The organism is Pseudomonas abietaniphila, assembly GCF_039697315.1.
Taxonomy (GTDB): Bacteria; Pseudomonadota; Gammaproteobacteria; order Pseudomonadales; family Pseudomonadaceae; genus Aquipseudomonas; species Aquipseudomonas abietaniphila_B.
Genome location: NZ_CP155619.1, coordinates 128,832 through 144,314, shown reverse-complemented (window position 1 = coordinate 144,314; position 15,483 = coordinate 128,832). Strand labels below are relative to the sequence as shown.

At 61.2% G+C, this 15,483-nt stretch carries 12 protein-coding genes; 1 reads left to right on the top strand and 11 read right to left on the bottom strand.

Going from position 1 to position 15,483, the window contains the following annotated elements:
- Positions 1-12: 12 nt before the first annotated feature.
- The 11 genes from ABDX87_RS00550 to msrA all read right to left on the bottom strand — a co-directional run bounded on the left by ABDX87_RS00550 (position 13) and on the right by msrA (position 13,717).
- Positions 13-582, bottom strand: coding sequence for a hypothetical protein (locus tag ABDX87_RS00550; RefSeq protein WP_346831077.1), 570 nt, complete (start codon positions 580-582; stop codon positions 13-15).
- A 47-nt stretch (positions 583-629) separates the two neighbouring features.
- Positions 630-1,880: a sugar ABC transporter substrate-binding protein gene (locus ABDX87_RS00545; RefSeq protein WP_346831076.1), complete on the bottom strand. Its 1,251-nt coding sequence runs from the start codon at positions 1,878-1,880 to the stop codon at positions 630-632.
- A gap of 54 nt (positions 1,881-1,934) precedes the next feature.
- Complete coding sequence (locus tag ABDX87_RS00540; RefSeq protein ID WP_346831075.1) at positions 1,935-2,996, bottom strand: ABC transporter permease; 1,062 nt, start codon at positions 2,994-2,996, stop codon at positions 1,935-1,937.
- A 1-nt stretch (position 2,997) separates the two neighbouring features.
- Complete coding sequence (locus tag ABDX87_RS00535; RefSeq protein WP_346831074.1) at positions 2,998-3,960, bottom strand: ABC transporter permease; 963 nt, start codon at positions 3,958-3,960, stop codon at positions 2,998-3,000.
- Positions 3,957-5,498 carry a sugar ABC transporter ATP-binding protein gene (locus tag ABDX87_RS00530; RefSeq protein WP_346831073.1) on the bottom strand — a complete coding sequence of 514 codons (1,542 nt, stop codon included), beginning with the start codon at positions 5,496-5,498 and terminating at the stop codon, positions 3,957-3,959. Before ABDX87_RS00530 ends, ABDX87_RS00535 begins: the two co-directional genes overlap by 4 nt.
- Positions 5,499-5,822: 324 nt before the next feature.
- Positions 5,823-6,866, bottom strand: a complete 1,044-nt coding sequence (locus tag ABDX87_RS00525; protein WP_346831072.1) for an alpha/beta fold hydrolase — start codon at positions 6,864-6,866, stop codon at positions 5,823-5,825.
- Between the two features lie 170 nt (positions 6,867-7,036).
- Positions 7,037-8,011, bottom strand: coding sequence for a GlxA family transcriptional regulator (locus ABDX87_RS00520; protein ID WP_346831071.1), 975 nt, complete (start codon positions 8,009-8,011; stop codon positions 7,037-7,039).
- A gap of 468 nt (positions 8,012-8,479) precedes the next feature.
- A complete protein-coding gene (locus ABDX87_RS00515; RefSeq protein ID WP_346831070.1) occupies positions 8,480-9,457 on the bottom strand; it encodes a sensor histidine kinase in 978 nt (325 codons plus the stop codon).
- A 207-nt stretch (positions 9,458-9,664) separates the two neighbouring features.
- The gene (locus ABDX87_RS00510) at positions 9,665-10,891 is read right to left on the bottom strand and encodes an acyl-CoA dehydrogenase family protein (RefSeq protein WP_346831069.1); all 1,227 of its coding nucleotides are present in this window, start codon (positions 10,889-10,891) and stop codon (positions 9,665-9,667) included.
- Between the two features lie 84 nt (positions 10,892-10,975).
- Positions 10,976-12,349: an LLM class flavin-dependent oxidoreductase gene (locus ABDX87_RS00505; protein WP_346831068.1), complete on the bottom strand. Its 1,374-nt coding sequence runs from the start codon at positions 12,347-12,349 to the stop codon at positions 10,976-10,978.
- Positions 12,350-13,210: 861 nt separating this feature from the next.
- Positions 13,211-13,717, bottom strand: coding sequence for a peptide-methionine (S)-S-oxide reductase MsrA (msrA, locus tag ABDX87_RS00500; protein ID WP_346833660.1), 507 nt, complete (start codon positions 13,715-13,717; stop codon positions 13,211-13,213).
- Positions 13,718-14,075: 358 nt separating this feature from the next.
- Here msrA and ABDX87_RS00495 point away from each other — a divergent pair, with 358 nt between their 5' ends.
- Positions 14,076-15,200: a GGDEF domain-containing protein gene (locus tag ABDX87_RS00495; RefSeq protein ID WP_346831067.1), complete on the top strand. Its 1,125-nt coding sequence runs from the start codon at positions 14,076-14,078 to the stop codon at positions 15,198-15,200.
- Positions 15,201-15,483: the final 283 nt, after the last annotated feature.

Below are 15,483 nucleotides of genomic sequence, written 5' to 3'. Positions count from 1 at the left end.
CACCTGTTGTTTTTATGGGGTGAAAGGGAGGTCGAGCTGAGAAGAATCAAGTGCTTGCAAAGGGATACAGCAGGCACAGCCCTGCGCAAAATCGATGGTTTGAAGCCTGACTTCAGGGTCGGCGGCGCACCTGAGCATCGCGCACGTCGCTTCCAGCGCCGTCACCATACGCGGGATTTCAAGCCTCAGTTCCTCAGGGCAATTGACCGTACGACGCAATGAACGCGCGATGTCCTCGACCTGCGCGGCGGCTTTGCACAGATGCCGGTGATGACCGGCAGCCTGCGCAGGCGGGCGGATCGACAGCAGGCCATCGCGGCATTCCTCCACCTGATCCAGAGGCGTCGAGGCCAGGTTGTAGTACGCCTCGAAGCAGCTTCTGGCTTGCCCGAGAATCAGCAACCCGGCGAGCTGGCCGACGATGCCGTTGAGGCGGTCGTAGTGCGGACGAATGCGCGCGGCATAGAAGACCCATTCATCGATGCGCACGCCGACGCCGGGTTCGGCCGACATCCGCGGTTCGACCTGTTTGTACGCCCGTTCCGTGAGCCCGAAACGGCTGGAGTTCAACAGTAACGTCATGTGCAGGCTCCCGTGGCCCGAGCCCGAATGCTCGGGCCATCGTCCGGTTATTGCGCGTCAAATGCCTTGGTCTTGGTCAGGTGATAGAGCCCGGGAGGCGCATCGCACTTGGCGCAGTTGATGCCGGGCTCGTTGGCGGCGGCCCGCGCAGCGTCTTCTGGCAAGGGCTGAATGGTCGCGCCCGGTGTCGGGGTGCCATCGGTTGCTGATTGCAGCGAGATTTCCGGCAACAGGACCGGGTCGAAAACCTCGGTCACGAACGAGTCGGGGACCTTGCCTTCCGCCAGTACGTTGCATTCGGACGTCACCTTGTCGCCCTCGCAGACCTTCACCTTGTCCGCCGGAACCCATGGTAAGGCGTACTCGATGTTGTGCACCTTCATGTCGCGTTTGCCCTGCAACTGTTCCATCAACAGCTTGAACGCCAGGCCGGCTGCAGCTGGTGGTGAACCGGAAGAGACGCCGCGAAGGCCCTTGGCTTGGAAGTCGGGGTTGGCCAGTCCGAGCCGGAAACCGTTGGAGTTTTCGCCAGTCATGGGGATCAGCTTGTGATTGGCAGCAATCAACGCCTTGAGCGCGCCATTCTCACCGGCCTGGGCCCAGATGCCTTCCACGTCGGGATGGGCCGCGAGCGCCTTGGCGGTTTCCTGTTGCGTGGTGCGGTCATCCCAATAGCCGTAGTACTCGGCAACGATCTGGATGCCGGGGTATTTCTTGAACACGCTCATGGCGCCGTCGTAGTGACGCTTGTCCACCGAGTTGCCCGGCACGCCACGGCTCAGGAAGATCTTGCCTTTGCCGTGCAGCTCGTTGACCAGCGCCTGGGCCGTGTTCTCACCGAAACCGGCGGTGATGTAACTGACGTTGTACGCGCAAGGTTCGGTGACCGTGGCGTCGTACATGTAGAAGAGGGTGCCTTTTTCACAGCCGCGCTTGACCGTGCGATTCAACGCCGTGGGCGAGACCGGGAAACTGACCACACCGTCGGCGCCCGCAGCGATGATGCTCTCGTACGCCGAAATCTGCGCCTGAACATCCGTGCCCGAAATGACCTCGCGCAGCTCGACCATCTTGTCGTACGGCGGGGTCTTCGCAAGTGCCTTGACCAGATTCGCAGCCTCCGATTGCCACGCGTTGCCGCTGTAACTGAGGCTCAGGTACACGATGTAGTGATCCTTCGGCGCGGCGTGGGCGGGCATCGACACGCCGCCGATCACCAGCGGTGCGATGACGCCCGCGAGCATCGCCAGCATCTTTTTATGCAGGGGTGAAGCGTTTAACTGCAGTGCTCTCTTCATTCTCATGCGCCTTTTGTTGTTGTAAGTAGCGGTGAATGTGGCGGTGAACGCGGTTCAGGTGGTGCTGTTGCGGCCTTTGAGTGAACGCAGATAATCCATCGCCCCTTCGTGCTGAAGGAGGATGGCGAACAGGATGATTGCCCCGGAGATAACGGTTCGCCAGCCTTGGGAAAAACCGAGGCTGGAAATGATCATGTCCAGGATGGTCAGCAACAGCGCGCCGGCCAGGGTGCCCAGAAAGCTGCCGCGCCCGCCGCTGATCGCGGACCCGCCAATCACCACCGCCGCGACCGAGGGCAGCAGATACGGCTCGCCCATGCGCAACGTCGCGCCATTGGAATAGCCGACCAGCAGCATGCCGGTCACCCCCGCGAGCAGCCCGCACAAGGCATAGGTCATGAGGGTCAGGCGCAGGGTGTGCAGCCCGGCAAAACGGGCGGCCGTCGGGTTCGAACCCATCGCGTACAAGCGGATGCCGAAACGGGTGCGCGACTGCACGAGGTAAGCGATCACCGCCCCGATGACCGTGAAGATCACGATGACCGGAATGCCTGCCGCGCGACCACTCATGAGCCAGGTCAGGGCTTTTGGCGAAACACCGTTGGGAGAGCCGCCGGTTGCGCCCAGGCACAGGCTGTAGACGATGATGCCCATGGCCAGGGTCATGATGAAGGCGGGGACCTTGAAGATGCCGATTCCCAGACCGTTCAACACCCCGACACCGGCACAGGCCGCAAGCACGGCGCAGGTTTTAACGATGCCGCCGTCCGCGCCGACCCACACGGCGGTCAGAATGCCACCCAGGGTGATCACTGAGGGAATGGACAGGTCCAGGCCGCCGATCAACACCACGAGCCCCTGACCAAATGCCACGACCACCAGAAAGGAGCAGAGCACCAGAATCGTTTCGAGCTGCTGATAACCACCGGCGTTCGGGTTGATCCAGCGGGCGGCGAGCATGGCCAGCACGCAGAGCAGGAACACACCGGCGATGTTCAGCGTTTCACGGGACAGCCGCGACGATTTGCGAGTGTCCGCAGTGGCGGTGTCGGGAGGGGCGTCGTTCACGGCGTCGGCTTGCGCGGAATCGGGCGACTTGATCTGCACGCTGCTCATCTCAGGCTTTCCTCACGTTGAACCATTCGCCCACGTTCATCAGGCTGACGGCGAGGATCATGACCACACCTTGAAGCAAACCGATGTAGAACGACTGCACCCCAATGGAGAACAGTAGCTTCTGCAGCAGCATCAGACTGGCGGCGCCGATGATGCTGCCGGTCAGGCCACCCGTGCCGCCTCGAAACGAGGTGCCGCCCAACGCGATCGCAGCAAAGGTCAGCAGCAACAGTGAATTGCCCGCCGTCGGGTTGCCGGTGGCGGTTTGCGCCGAGAGCATGTAGCCGCTCAGGCCATACAGCGCCCCTGCAATGACAAACGCCAGGCAGCGCGTGCGCTGTACTTTTATGCCAGACAGGGCAGCGGCGTGTTCGTCCTGGCCGACCGCGTACAGCGACACGCCGAAGTCGGTTTTTCGAATCACCGCCCACACGATCACCACCGCCAGCAATACCAGGCCTGAAATCGGCACCGGCCCTAACGTATCGGTCAGCGTCTCGCTCAACCATTCGGCGACCGACCCACCGGGTGCATCAAGGATCACCAGCGCCAGGCCGCCGGTCATGATCATCGTGGCCAGCGTCACGGCAATCGACTGGAACCCGCCATAGGCGACCAGCACGCCATTCACCAGGCCAACCAGGGCGCCAATCGCCAACGCCAGGCAGAGGCTGATGCCCGCGCCAGTGGCGTCTTCCAGCGGGTAGCTCGCCAGGATCACATTGACCAACGAAATGACACCGGCCACCGACAGGTCGAAACTGCGCAACAGCACGATCAGCGTGCCGCCGGCGGCCGCGATCGCCAGCGGCGAGGCGTTGTTGATCAGGTCGCTGAACGCCGACACGCTCAGCGCACTGCGTTCAACGCTCGCGTAGGCCACGAAGAGCACAAGGTAGAGCAGGGCAGCGGTGCCCGCGCCGCTTCGGGAGAGTGCGGTCAGGTAAGAAGACGGCTTTGTCATGCGGCTTCTCCTTCCGCGTGTCGACGGTTGCCCGTGGCGGCCGCCACGAGTCGGGTTTCTTCGATCGCCTCACCTTCCAGTTCCGCGGCGATGCGGCCTTCGTAAATGACCAGGCAACGATCGCTCAATCGCACCAGTTCCGCGAGTTCAGAAGAATAGAGCAGCACCGCGCCGCCGTTTCGGGCATACGCCTCGATAGCAAGGTAAAGGGCCTGCTTGGTGCCCACATCGACCCCGCGCGTCGGGTCAAATAACAGCAGGGTATTGGCATGAGTGAGCAGGACGCGCCCGAGCAGTGCTTTTTGCTGGTTGCCGCCCGACAATTCGCTGATCTGGAAATCCAGGTAACGCTCCTGAAGATCAACCTCGCTGGCGACACCCTTGGCCAGTTGCCGCTCGCTTTTGCGTGTGGTGAAGCCGAGCAAGCCGATGCGGTTGAGCGCTGAGATCGCCATGTTCGCCCGGACCGGCAGATCACCGAAAACCCCTTGCGTCTTGCGCTCCTCGGGCAAGAGCGCGACTTGAATACCTGCCGCAAGCGCTCCGGAAGGCGAATTGATCGTCACGGTTTTACCATCGACTTCCAGCGTGCCGGCGCGCTTGGGAATCAAGCCATACAGCGCGTGAAACAGGTCGCACTGACCCTGACCGTCCAGCCCCGCCACCCCCACGATCTGACCGGGAAGCAGTTTAAAGCTCAGGTCTTTGATCATACCGGCGTCCAGTCCAGTGACCTGGAATCGGGGGGGCTGTGACGAAACGGCCGGGACGTGGGACGACTTCAGGGTCGATGCCATGCGCTGACCGACCATCATCTCGAAGATGCGCGCGTCGTCGGTGTTCTGCAGGTCAGTGGTTTCGATGCTGCAACCACTGCGCAGGACCGTGGCGCGGCTGCACAGCTGGCGGATCTCGTTGAGGCGATGGGAGATGTAAAGGACCGCCGTCCCTTTGGCGGTTTCCTTGCGAATCAGATCGAACAGCCAATCGGTCGAGGGCAGTACCGCGGTGGGCTCATCCAGAATCAGCAGTGAAGGCGAATGGCTGAGCGCGCGAACGATCTCCAGACGCTGTCGGTCTGCGAGCGACAGTTCGCTCACCCGGGTATTGGGGTTGAGCTCGGAAAGGCCGTAGCGCAGCAGCGTGGCGGTGGCTGCAACGCAGTTCTTCGCCTTTGAGTTCAACCGTCCCCAACCTTTGGTCTGCCTGGGCAGGGCCAGGTTTTCCGCAACGGTCAGGTTGGTCAGCAGGCTGAGTTCTTGAAAAGCCGTCGTGATGCCAGCGGCGCGCGCCTGCAGAATGGTTCGGGGCGCATAAGCGCTACCGGCGAACTGCATGGTTCCGTCGTTGGGTGCGACGACCCCGGTGAGAATCTTGACCAGTGTCGACTTGCCGGCGCCGTTCTCACCGAGCAAGGCGTGCACCTCTCCAGCGAAAATCTGGAAGCTGACGCCGCCCAATGCATGGGTGGGGCCGTAGGACTTACGCAGGGCATTGACCTGCAGGATCGGTTGTTCCTGGTGTACGGACGCATTCATCGTCATCACCTGCTTTTTTTTATTCTTATCCGGGCAGATCCAGACGCCCTTTGGCTAGCTTCCTCCCGCCGTGGCGGGGCGCAAGACACAGCTGCGGAAGCCTGTCTTGCATACGCATGCATCGGAGTCTAGGAGCAAGATCTTTAGGTGGCAAGCAGATTTAGAGAGGGCGGTGCGGCAGCGTTTGCAAGCCCTTGAGGGCAAAAGACATTCAGCTGGCGGGTTGGTGTCGGTGACACCCGAATGTCACGGTGACGGCAGGTTGCAGCAAAGAAGGTGACGGCGAGGCAGTTGGCCCACCTCGCCGACGGCACCGGTCACCCGTTACAAATGATCCGCATCGATCACGGCTTGCGCGAACGCCTGTGGCGCTTCTTGCGGCAGGTTATGGCCGATGCCGCCGTTGATCAGACGGAATTCGTATTTGCCCGTAAAGCGCTTGGCGTAATCCTCGGGCGCCGGATGCGGAGCACCGTTTGCGTCGCCTTCCAGCGTGATGGTCGGCACGCCGATGGAGGGGGCGGTGGCGAGTTTCTGTTCCAGCGCGTCGTAGCGTGACTCACCCGCAACCTGGCCCAGGCGCCAGCGGTAGTTGAACACCGTGATGTCGACGTGATCGGGGTTTTCCAATGCCTTGGCACTGCGATCATAGGTCGCGTCATCGAATGCCCATTTCGGCGAGGCGGTCTGCCAGATCAGTTTGGCGAAATCGTGGGTGTTCTTTTCATAACCGGCACGGCCGCGGTCGGTGGCGAAGTAGAACTGGTACCACCATTGGAGTTCGGCTTTGGGTGGCAGCGGGTTCTTGCCCGCCGCCTGGTTGCCGATCAGGTAGCCGCTGACCGACACCAGCGCTTTCACGCGTTCCGGCCACAGGGCGGAGACGATGTCGGCTGAGCGTGCGCCCCAGTCATAACCGCCAAGCAAGGCCTGCTTGATCTTGAGCGCGTCCATGAAGTCGATGACATCGCTGGCCAGCGCAGCCGGTTGGCCGTTACGCAGGGTTTTGTCGGACAGGAAATGCGTATCGCCGTAGCCACGGGCATAAGGCATCAGCACCCGATATCCTTTGGCGGCAAGCAAAGGCGCGACGTCGTCATAGCTATGAATGTCGTACGGCCAGCCGTGCAGGAGAATCACCACTTGCCCGTCTGCCGGGCCGGTTTCGGCATACGCCACGTCCAGCAGGCCAGCCTTGACGTGCTTGAGGGGGCCGAACGGCGAGGGCGCCGCATGGCTGACGGCAGTGGTGGGGGGCGTGGCAGTGTCTTGCGCCTGGGCTGTGCCCAGCACGCCAAACAGGCTTGCCGCGAGCAGCGATGCGGTGAACAGACGGCCGGTGGTGGTGTTCTGCAATGCCAGCTTCATGGGGATGTCTCCATACACATTCATGGCCAGGAGACCCGGCGGGGCCCCTTCAAACCGTGCGTGCATTTCAACGCGACAACGTATCTTGCGTGTGTCGAATCACCCCGCGGATGAATGCCTGCGTATCCCGGCGTGATTCAGATACACAGCGATACAAAACCACCCCTCGATCATTCGCCGCCGAACTGCTGCCGATACTGATTCGGCGACAGGCCAATACGCTCGCTGAACACTTTGCGCATGTGTCGCGCGCTGCCGAAACCGCAGCGCGCGGCCAGCACTTTAAGCGGGACATCGCAGGATTCCAGCAGCTTGCGGGCGCGATCGATGCGCGCATTCTGCACGTACTGCATGGGTGTCATGCCGACGTCACGCTGGAAAGCACGGGCGAAATTGCGTGGGCTCATGGCGGCAATTTCGGCCATTCGATCGATGGTGTAGGGCGCCTCGATGTGATCGACGACATGCGCCTGGACTTTGGCAATGGCACTGCCGTCGCGGGGTACCGCAGCCAGCAATGGACCATAAGGCGTCTGACCGCCCTGGCGTTTCATCACCACCAGCAGCACCTTGGCGACTTCCAGCGCGATGTCCTTGCCGTGATCTTCAGCGACCACGGCCAGCGCCATGTCAATGCCCGCCGTAATACCGCCCGAAGTGATCAGGTTGCGGTCCATGACGTAAATCTGCTCGGTTTCCACCCGCGCCTCGGGAAAACGCTGAGCCAGCCGCTCGACATAATTCCAGTGGGTCGTGCAACGATAACCGTCGATCAAACCGGCTTCGCCCAGCAGAAAGATCCCCGTACAGATCGCGCCAAAGCGGCGTGCGTTTTTTGCCGCAGCAGGCAGCCAGGCGGTCAGCTCCGGGTGGATGAAGCCGTATGCGCCCGGGCCTCCGGGGACCAGCAGCAGGTCGACATTGGCGGGACAGTCCTGCAGCCGCAGATCGGCGTGCACTTTGAGACCGCAAGAACTGCGCACCAGCCCGGACCGGTCCGACACCGTGACGAGCCGGTACTGTCTTTCCTTGGGCAACAGGCGATTTGAAATCGAAAAAACGTCCATCGGGCCGGTCACGTCGAGCATCAGCACGTCGTTGAACAGCACCATCACAACAGTCTTAAGAAAATCAGGGTCTTGCATGCCTCAACCGCCTTCATCGCGACCCCATCGGCGGATGCCAAAGAGGTACAAGCCTTTCAAGGCGGCAGTTTAGGCCAATTCGAGAGATTTTCGGTACAGATGGCCTATTTATCACCGGGTCAGATTCGCCAGTGTCACTGCAACCCTGGCGGTGGGCTGATTGAAGCCTGCGGGCGCGAGCTTCGTCCGCGCGGGTTCTGAAGGAGGCGGAGGGCCAAAACCGTCATGGTTGAACGACCGGCTGCATTCGCTGCCGTCCTAACGTCCGACGTCTCCCACAGGTAAGGCGGCGGTCAGGAGATTTGCGCCGGCCAGCAGAAATTGTCTGAGCTCGCTCGCTTTTGATCTTCAAACCGAGAAAGCCCAGACACCACACATCGCGACTTGGGTGCAGGCTGAACGCAGGTGGCGTGGGCAGGGCCGCCGCAAGAAACGGATATACACCCCAACCCAACCCCGTGCAGGAAATCAGTGATTCTTACATCCAGTGGGCAACTGAAACCGTATCATCGCACCCCCCAGCTCCGACCCCTCGGCATACAAATTACCCTTGTGCGCCTCCACCACCGAACGGCAAATGGTCAACCCCATCCCCAGCCCGCTTTCCTTGGTGGTGTGAAACGCCTCGAAGATCCGCTGCCTGTCCTCTACCGCTATACCCGGACCATTGTCTTCGACCGACACCTGCACACCGTCCTGCAAGGTACTGGACGAAAGCCGCACAATCGCCCCCGGCGACTCGCGGCCGGCCATGGCCTCCATGGCGTTGGCAATCAGGTTGAACACCAATTGCTGAATCTGCACGGGGTCGGCTATCACGGGTTGATCGGCGCGCAAGTCGATCACCAGCGCTACATTCCTGGCGGACAGCGCGGTCCTATGAAGCCTCACAGCCTCAAGGATCACGTCATTTACGTCCACAGGTTGCGGATTGCAGGGTGACTGCCTGGTCAGGGCGCGCAGGGCGGCGACGATATTGGCCGCGCGTTCGCAATCGGCACGAATGTCCCTGAGCCCCTCGATCGCCTCGCTCACCACCGGTTTTTCCCGTTGTAGCCAACGCATGCACGCTGCCGCGTTAGAAGCGATGGCCAGGAGCGGCTGGCAGATTTCGTGCGCGATGGAGGCCGTCAGTTCGCCCATGACTTGCAAGTGAGCGCTGCTGGCAAAATCGGCTTGAGGATTGTTCGGCGGCGAATTTTGGGTGATGACGGTCTTAGACGGGGGCGTGATGCTCGGTGCCCAGAGTTCAAGCATGGCCAACCGGTGCGCGGAGGCAGGCGGGGGCAGAACGCTGATGGCGACGCCGCTGTGAGGATCGGGCAGGAGGCGGTAGGTCTGCTCGGTGTCGCGCCGCAGCCGCGACATGTCGTAGTGCTCGGACCACGCCTGGTCCGGGGCCTCATGAGTGCCGGACGTGCGTGGAGAAAGACGTTTTTCTGACATCGGGCCCCCGGATTCAAAGCCTGTCGCTTCATCGCTGTCCGGAGTATACGCAGCCAGACCGGCGCACAACCGCAAAGGGCCTGCTTTGGCAGAATCGGACACCCGGATGGCTGTCACATTCCGCTCCCCCTGCCGAGGCACGGCAAACGCTTGCGCAAACTTATCGCGCCAAGGTCACTCGGCATGATGATGACCCGCCAAAAAGCCTCAAACCACGCCGATTTTCCATTGCGCAGGCGGCGCTGTGCCATTGACCGCGAAGTCCCCGACGATACGGTCCTTGTAGATGCGCGGGTTGTGCGAGGTCAGCGTCCGCGCGTTGCGCCAGAATCGGTCCAGACCCAACGGACGTAAAGTGGCCGACGCGCTGAGGGCGTCGAACATGCGCGAGCTCGCCTCCAGAATCAGGTCGCTGACCACCGTTTGCGACTGCGCAATCTCCAGCTCTGCGATGTCCACGGCCTGTTTGACGGCGTGGTCATCTGCGTTGAGCCGCGCTTGATAAGCGCGTTCCAGCGCTTCGGCGGTTTTCAGGACAATGGCGCCTGCGCTGTAGGCCGCGGCGCGCAGGCTGCCGACGACTTGCAGCACTTGCGGGTCCTGAGCGACGCGCGGGGCATTGCCGTTGCTGAAACTACGGGTGCGCTGGGCCACGGCGGCGGCGACCTCGCCGCTGAGCGCGCGACCGATACCGGCCAGATTCGCCAGGTGCACGATCTGATACAGCGCGGGCGAGTATTGAAATTTCTCGTCGACGCTGAGGATATTGCGAGTGTCCACCGCCACGCCGCGCACATGCGTGGTACCACTGGCCGTGAGGCGCTGGCCGAAACCGTTCCAGTCATCCACGACCTCGACACCGTCGGCATCGCGGCGCACGGTGACGAATACTCGCTTGTCGTCATGATCGCTAACGGCCACCTCGATCCAGTCGCTGTACAAGCAGCCGGTGGTATAGAACTTGTTGCCGTCGATGCGCCATTGCTCACCGTCGAGGTACAGACGTGAGTTGAGATGGGATTGTGGCGTCGAGCCGACTTCGCCGGTCGCCGGTCCGACCGTTTCGCCCCGCACCAGTCGCTCGAACCACAGCTTGCGGCGCTCTTCATCGCGGCTGTTGAGCAGGTTTTCCGTGAAACCCAGATGCCCGCGTAGCGCCTGGACCAGATTGGAATCGGCTTCACCCAGTTCGATCAGCAGGTTGGTCAGTTCAGGTAGTGTGACGCCCGAACCGCCATATTCCTTGGGCACGCGAACGGCGGTGAACCCGGATGCCTTGAGCAGCTGGATTTCTTCAAACGGCAATCGACGTTCAAGCTCGCGGCTGATTGCCCCTTCGCGCAGGTTGGCGAACAGCGGACGAAACCGCTCGGCGAGTTGTTCGTAACGGGCGCTGGGGCCTGCGCCCCACGCCGCGTTGATTTGGTGAGCCATGCTGAAACTCTCTTTGCTGTGGTGCAGGGTTGTTTGCAGGGGCAAGACGCCCCTGCAAGCGTCTCGCTCAGTCAGTTCGTTCGATCAGACTGTCAAGGATCGCTCGCGCAGCAAGGTCGCTGGGTGCGCCGGGTAGGGCAGGCCAAGGCGTTCGCGCAGGGTATTGCCAGTTGGGCCATCCGCCGGCACCAGCCCGCGGCGTTTGAGTTCCGGCAGGATCAGGGCGATAAAGTCGTCCAGGCCTTCGGGGTAGGTGGGCGGCAGGATGTTGAAACCGTCAGCGCCGTAACCTTCGAACCATGCCTGCAACTGATCGACCACCTCTTCGGGGGATCCCACTAACGTCCAATGGCCGCGTGCTCCGGCCAGTCGCAGGTACAACTCGCGGATGCTCAACCCTTCGGCGGCCAGTTGCAGGATCAATTGCTGGCGGCTTTTCGAGGCGTTGGTCGCGGGCAGGTCCTGGGGCAGCGGGCCATCCAGTGGCAAGTGTGAGAGGTCGACGCCGCCAAGCAGGCCAGACAACAGGCTCAAACCGACCTGAGGATGAACGAGATCCTGCAGTCGTTGATGTTTGGCGTGGGCTTGGGCCGAGGTCGGGGCGGTAAAAATGGTCACGCCGGGCAGGATCTTGATGTGTTCCGGCTTACGCCCCAGCACGGCGGCGCGCGATTTTATGTCGCTGTAGAACGCTTGCGCATCGGCCAGGCTCTGATGCGCAGCGAAAATGGCTTCAGCGGTTGAAGCCGCCAGTGCGCGACCGTCTTCGGAGGCACCCGCTTGCACCAGGACCGGCTTGCCCTGCGGCGAACGCAGGACATTCAGCGGTCCCCGCACGTGGAAATGCTCACCGTGGTGGTCGGCCAGGTGCAGTTTGTCGCGGTCCAGAAACACGCCTTTTTCCTTGTCCAGCAACAGCGTGTCGTCTTCCCAGCTGTCCCACAGCTTGTCGACCACCTGATGAAACTCACGCGCCCGGCTATAGCGGTCGGCATGAGCTGCCTGACTGCCCTCAGATGCGCCGCCGAAATTTTTCGCCGCGTCCGGATCACTGCTGGTGACCAGATTCCAGCCCACCCGGCCGCCACTGATCTGATCCAGCGAGGCGAACTGTCGAGCGAGATTGAAGGGCTCGCTGTAACTGGTGCTGGCGGTCGCGACCAGACCGATGCGTGAAGTCACGGCGGCCAGGGCCGACAGCAGGGTCAACGGTTCGAAGCTGAGGCTGGGCGCAATGACTCGGTCGAAGGTGGGGGCGTCGATGCCGCGCACCGAGACACTGTCTGCCAGAAACAGCGTGTCGAAACCCGCTGCTTCGGCCTTGCGCGCCAGATCGATGAAATGATCCAGTCGAATCCCCGCATCGGCGTGTGAGCCGCTGTCGCGCCAGGCGGCGATGTGATGCCCGGTCGCGCGCAAGAACAGGCCGAGTTTGAGGGTCTCTTTGCGTTGGGTCATAAGGTGGCTCCTGATTGGCGAGAAGAACGGGCGAGCTGAATCCTGTTGATTGAACCGGTCAAACAAACCCAGCGGGGAGTGGGTGGGTGAATACTTGGGATAAGGCCTTATCAAAAAATGGGGCGGTGAACTAAAGGCGACAATGGACACAGTCCGGCACTCTCGGTTGTCGGTGTATAAGTGCAAGGGCTGTGCCGTCGTTTAAACAGACAGTTGTTTTCAAGGAAGGCTTGCAATACCGGAGCTTCGTCTAGAAGACCGCATATAAAGGCATGCGCAGACTCATCACCTTCTGCATAAACACTGTTGCCTCAGCAACACTTGGCAAACATGGCGTGAACAATTGCAAGAGATCTAGTTAAAGACGTTATTGCGCACGTGTGTGAATAACGTTAATGCTCGAAGGGATGAAGCATTAAAGCCACCGCGACTCGCAGGGCGCTTAATCCACTCACTGTTTTATAGAGTTCTTTGTGGGAGTGAGTTCGCTCACAAAGGCGTCGGCAAATCCCGCGCATCCGTGTCGTTCATGCCGGCCTCTTCGTGAGCAAGCTCACTCCTACAGGTGAGGGGATTGCCGTGAGTGTTGAGGAGGTCCACTGGCATGGGGAGATGCGAAGCAGGGTGTCATGACCTGACTGGTCGGGTCAGGCAACGGAGTCTCTGTGGGAGTGAGCTTGCTCACGAAGGCGTCGGCGAATCCAGCACATCCGTGTCGTTCATTCCGGCCTCTTCGTGAGCGAGCTCACTCCTACAGCGCTGCACCGCCGAACGCGATATGACCGCGCACCACCGTTTTCACTGCAGCAGCCGGTGGCGGGCGATCAACGCAATAGCGACGGGTTGGGCTGTCACTGAGCCTCAAGCGCGTTTCGGCAGCTTCCAGTTCGGGCGGATGAAGTGGCAGGTGTAGCCATTGGGAATGCGCTCGAGATAATCCTGATGTTCAGGTTCTGCCTCCCAGAACGCGCCTGCCGGTGCAAGTTCAGTGACGACTTTGCCCGGCCAGAGACCTGAAGCGTTGACATCCTCGATGGTGTCCAGCGCGACGCGTTTCTGTTCTTCGCTGAGGTAGAAGATCGCTGAGCGGTAACTCAGGCCAATGTCATTGCCCTGGCGATTGGCGGTGGACGGGTCGTGGATCTGGAAAAAGAATTCGAGGATCTGCCGATAGCTGATCACGTTTGGATCGAACACGATTTCAATCGCTTCGGCATGGGTGCCATGGTTGCGGTACGTGGCGTTCTCGACGTCGCCGCCCGAGTAGCCCACGCGCGTGGACAATACGCCAGGGTAGCGGCGCAGCAGATCCTGCATGCCCCAGAAGCAGCCGCCGGCAAGCAGGGCGGTTTCGGTTTGCGTGGTCATCATTCATCCTTCCTGTCTAAATCAGTGCGTGGTTATCAACCTGGGCCCAGTGTGCTCGCGGGTCGCCGAGCCATGCAAGCAAACCCTCTCGGATGTACCGGCCCATTGCCTGATCACGAGGGCGGACGTCTAAGGTTTCCGGCAGGGCTTCAGGTCGGCAAACCAATTCGTTGAATCGAACTGAACGTTCAATCAGGGACCAAGTAACGGCTCTAGACTGGCCGTTCTGGCCTATGCCCACTGTTTTTCCCTGCGCAAACGGGAATTCTCCACGGTTTAAGTGAGCGTGAGTTGTGCTGCCTCATGGCCGGGTGCCACAATCCGGCCATGTCACCATGGGTTGGGCAGCCAATATCCGATGTACCACTTTGAGCATCAGCGTGAGCGCGATGCCCTGATACGGGGGCACGTGCGGACCGACCGTTTGCACTTGCTGTTTCGCCAGACGTTTTTCTCTGTGTTGGGAAGCTATCTGGCTGCGCTGATGTTGAGCTGGCTGTGTTGGGATCGTGTCGATCACGCGGTGATCCTGGTCTGGCTCGGCCTGCTGTCTGCATCGACCGCGCTGCGGACGGTGCTGTTGGTGACGTATTTCCGCAGCCCGGTCGAATCACGGACACCACAGCGCTGGGAGCTCCGATACTGGCTGACGCTGACCCTGTCGGCCGCGATCTGGGGCGGTGGCGCCTTGGCATTGATGCGTCCGAACGACCTGCTGACCCAGACGCTGGTGCTGCTGTTTATAGTGGGAATGTCGGTGAGCGCAGTGTCCTGCTATTCCGCTTACCGTTCGATGACCATCGTGTCGATTGCTCTGGTGTTGCTGCCGTGTTCGTTATGGCTGTTGTTCCAGCCCGCGCCCACGCAGATCGGCATGGCCGCTGCCACGCTGGTGTTCGCCTCGTTCGTGATCAGTGCAACCCGCAAACTGTCGGAGGCCATGGAAACGGCGTTTCGGCTGACGCGGGAAATGGAATACGCGCACAGCATCGCCAATCACGCCGCGCAGACCGACGAGCTGACCGGCTTGAAGAACCGTCGGGCGTTTTTCAAACGCGCCGAGCAGACCTATGAGCACTGCAAGCGCAACCGAGTGCCGCTGTCAGTGCTGATGCTGGACATCGATCATTTCAAACGTATCAACGACTCATACGGGCATCAGGCCGGCGACAAGGTGCTAAGGCAGATCGGCGCCGTCATTTGTGAGTCCATTCGCGATATCGATCTCTGCGGCCGACTGGGCGGCGAAGAGTTCGCGATGCTGCTCATCGACACCTCGATCGACGACGCTCAGGCCACGGCCGAGCAGTTGCGTCAGGCCATCGCAAGGCTGGCATGCGAGCAGGTCGAAGGCATCACCGCCAGCATCGGGGTCGCTTCGATGAACGGCGCTGACCAGGACGTGCACATGCTGCTCAACGACGCCGACAAGGCACTGTTCCGGGCCAAGGCTCAGGGTCGGAACCAGACAGCGGTGGCCTGAACCGCCGCCATCCCTGTAGGAGACGTCCGAGGTTACGAGGGCAGCGAATGCGGTGGGTCAGTGACGAAAATGTCAGAGCACCCACCGCATTCGTCCGAACGCGGCCCGCACCAAGCCAGCTCCCACCCATTACGATGCCTGACGCGCTTTCCTCTGACGCCCCCATACCGGTGGGAGACGTCCGAGGTTACGAGGGCAGCGAATGCGGTGGGTCAGTGATGAAAATGTCAGAGCACCCACCGCATTCGTCCGAACGCGGCCCGCACCAAGCCGGCTCCCACCC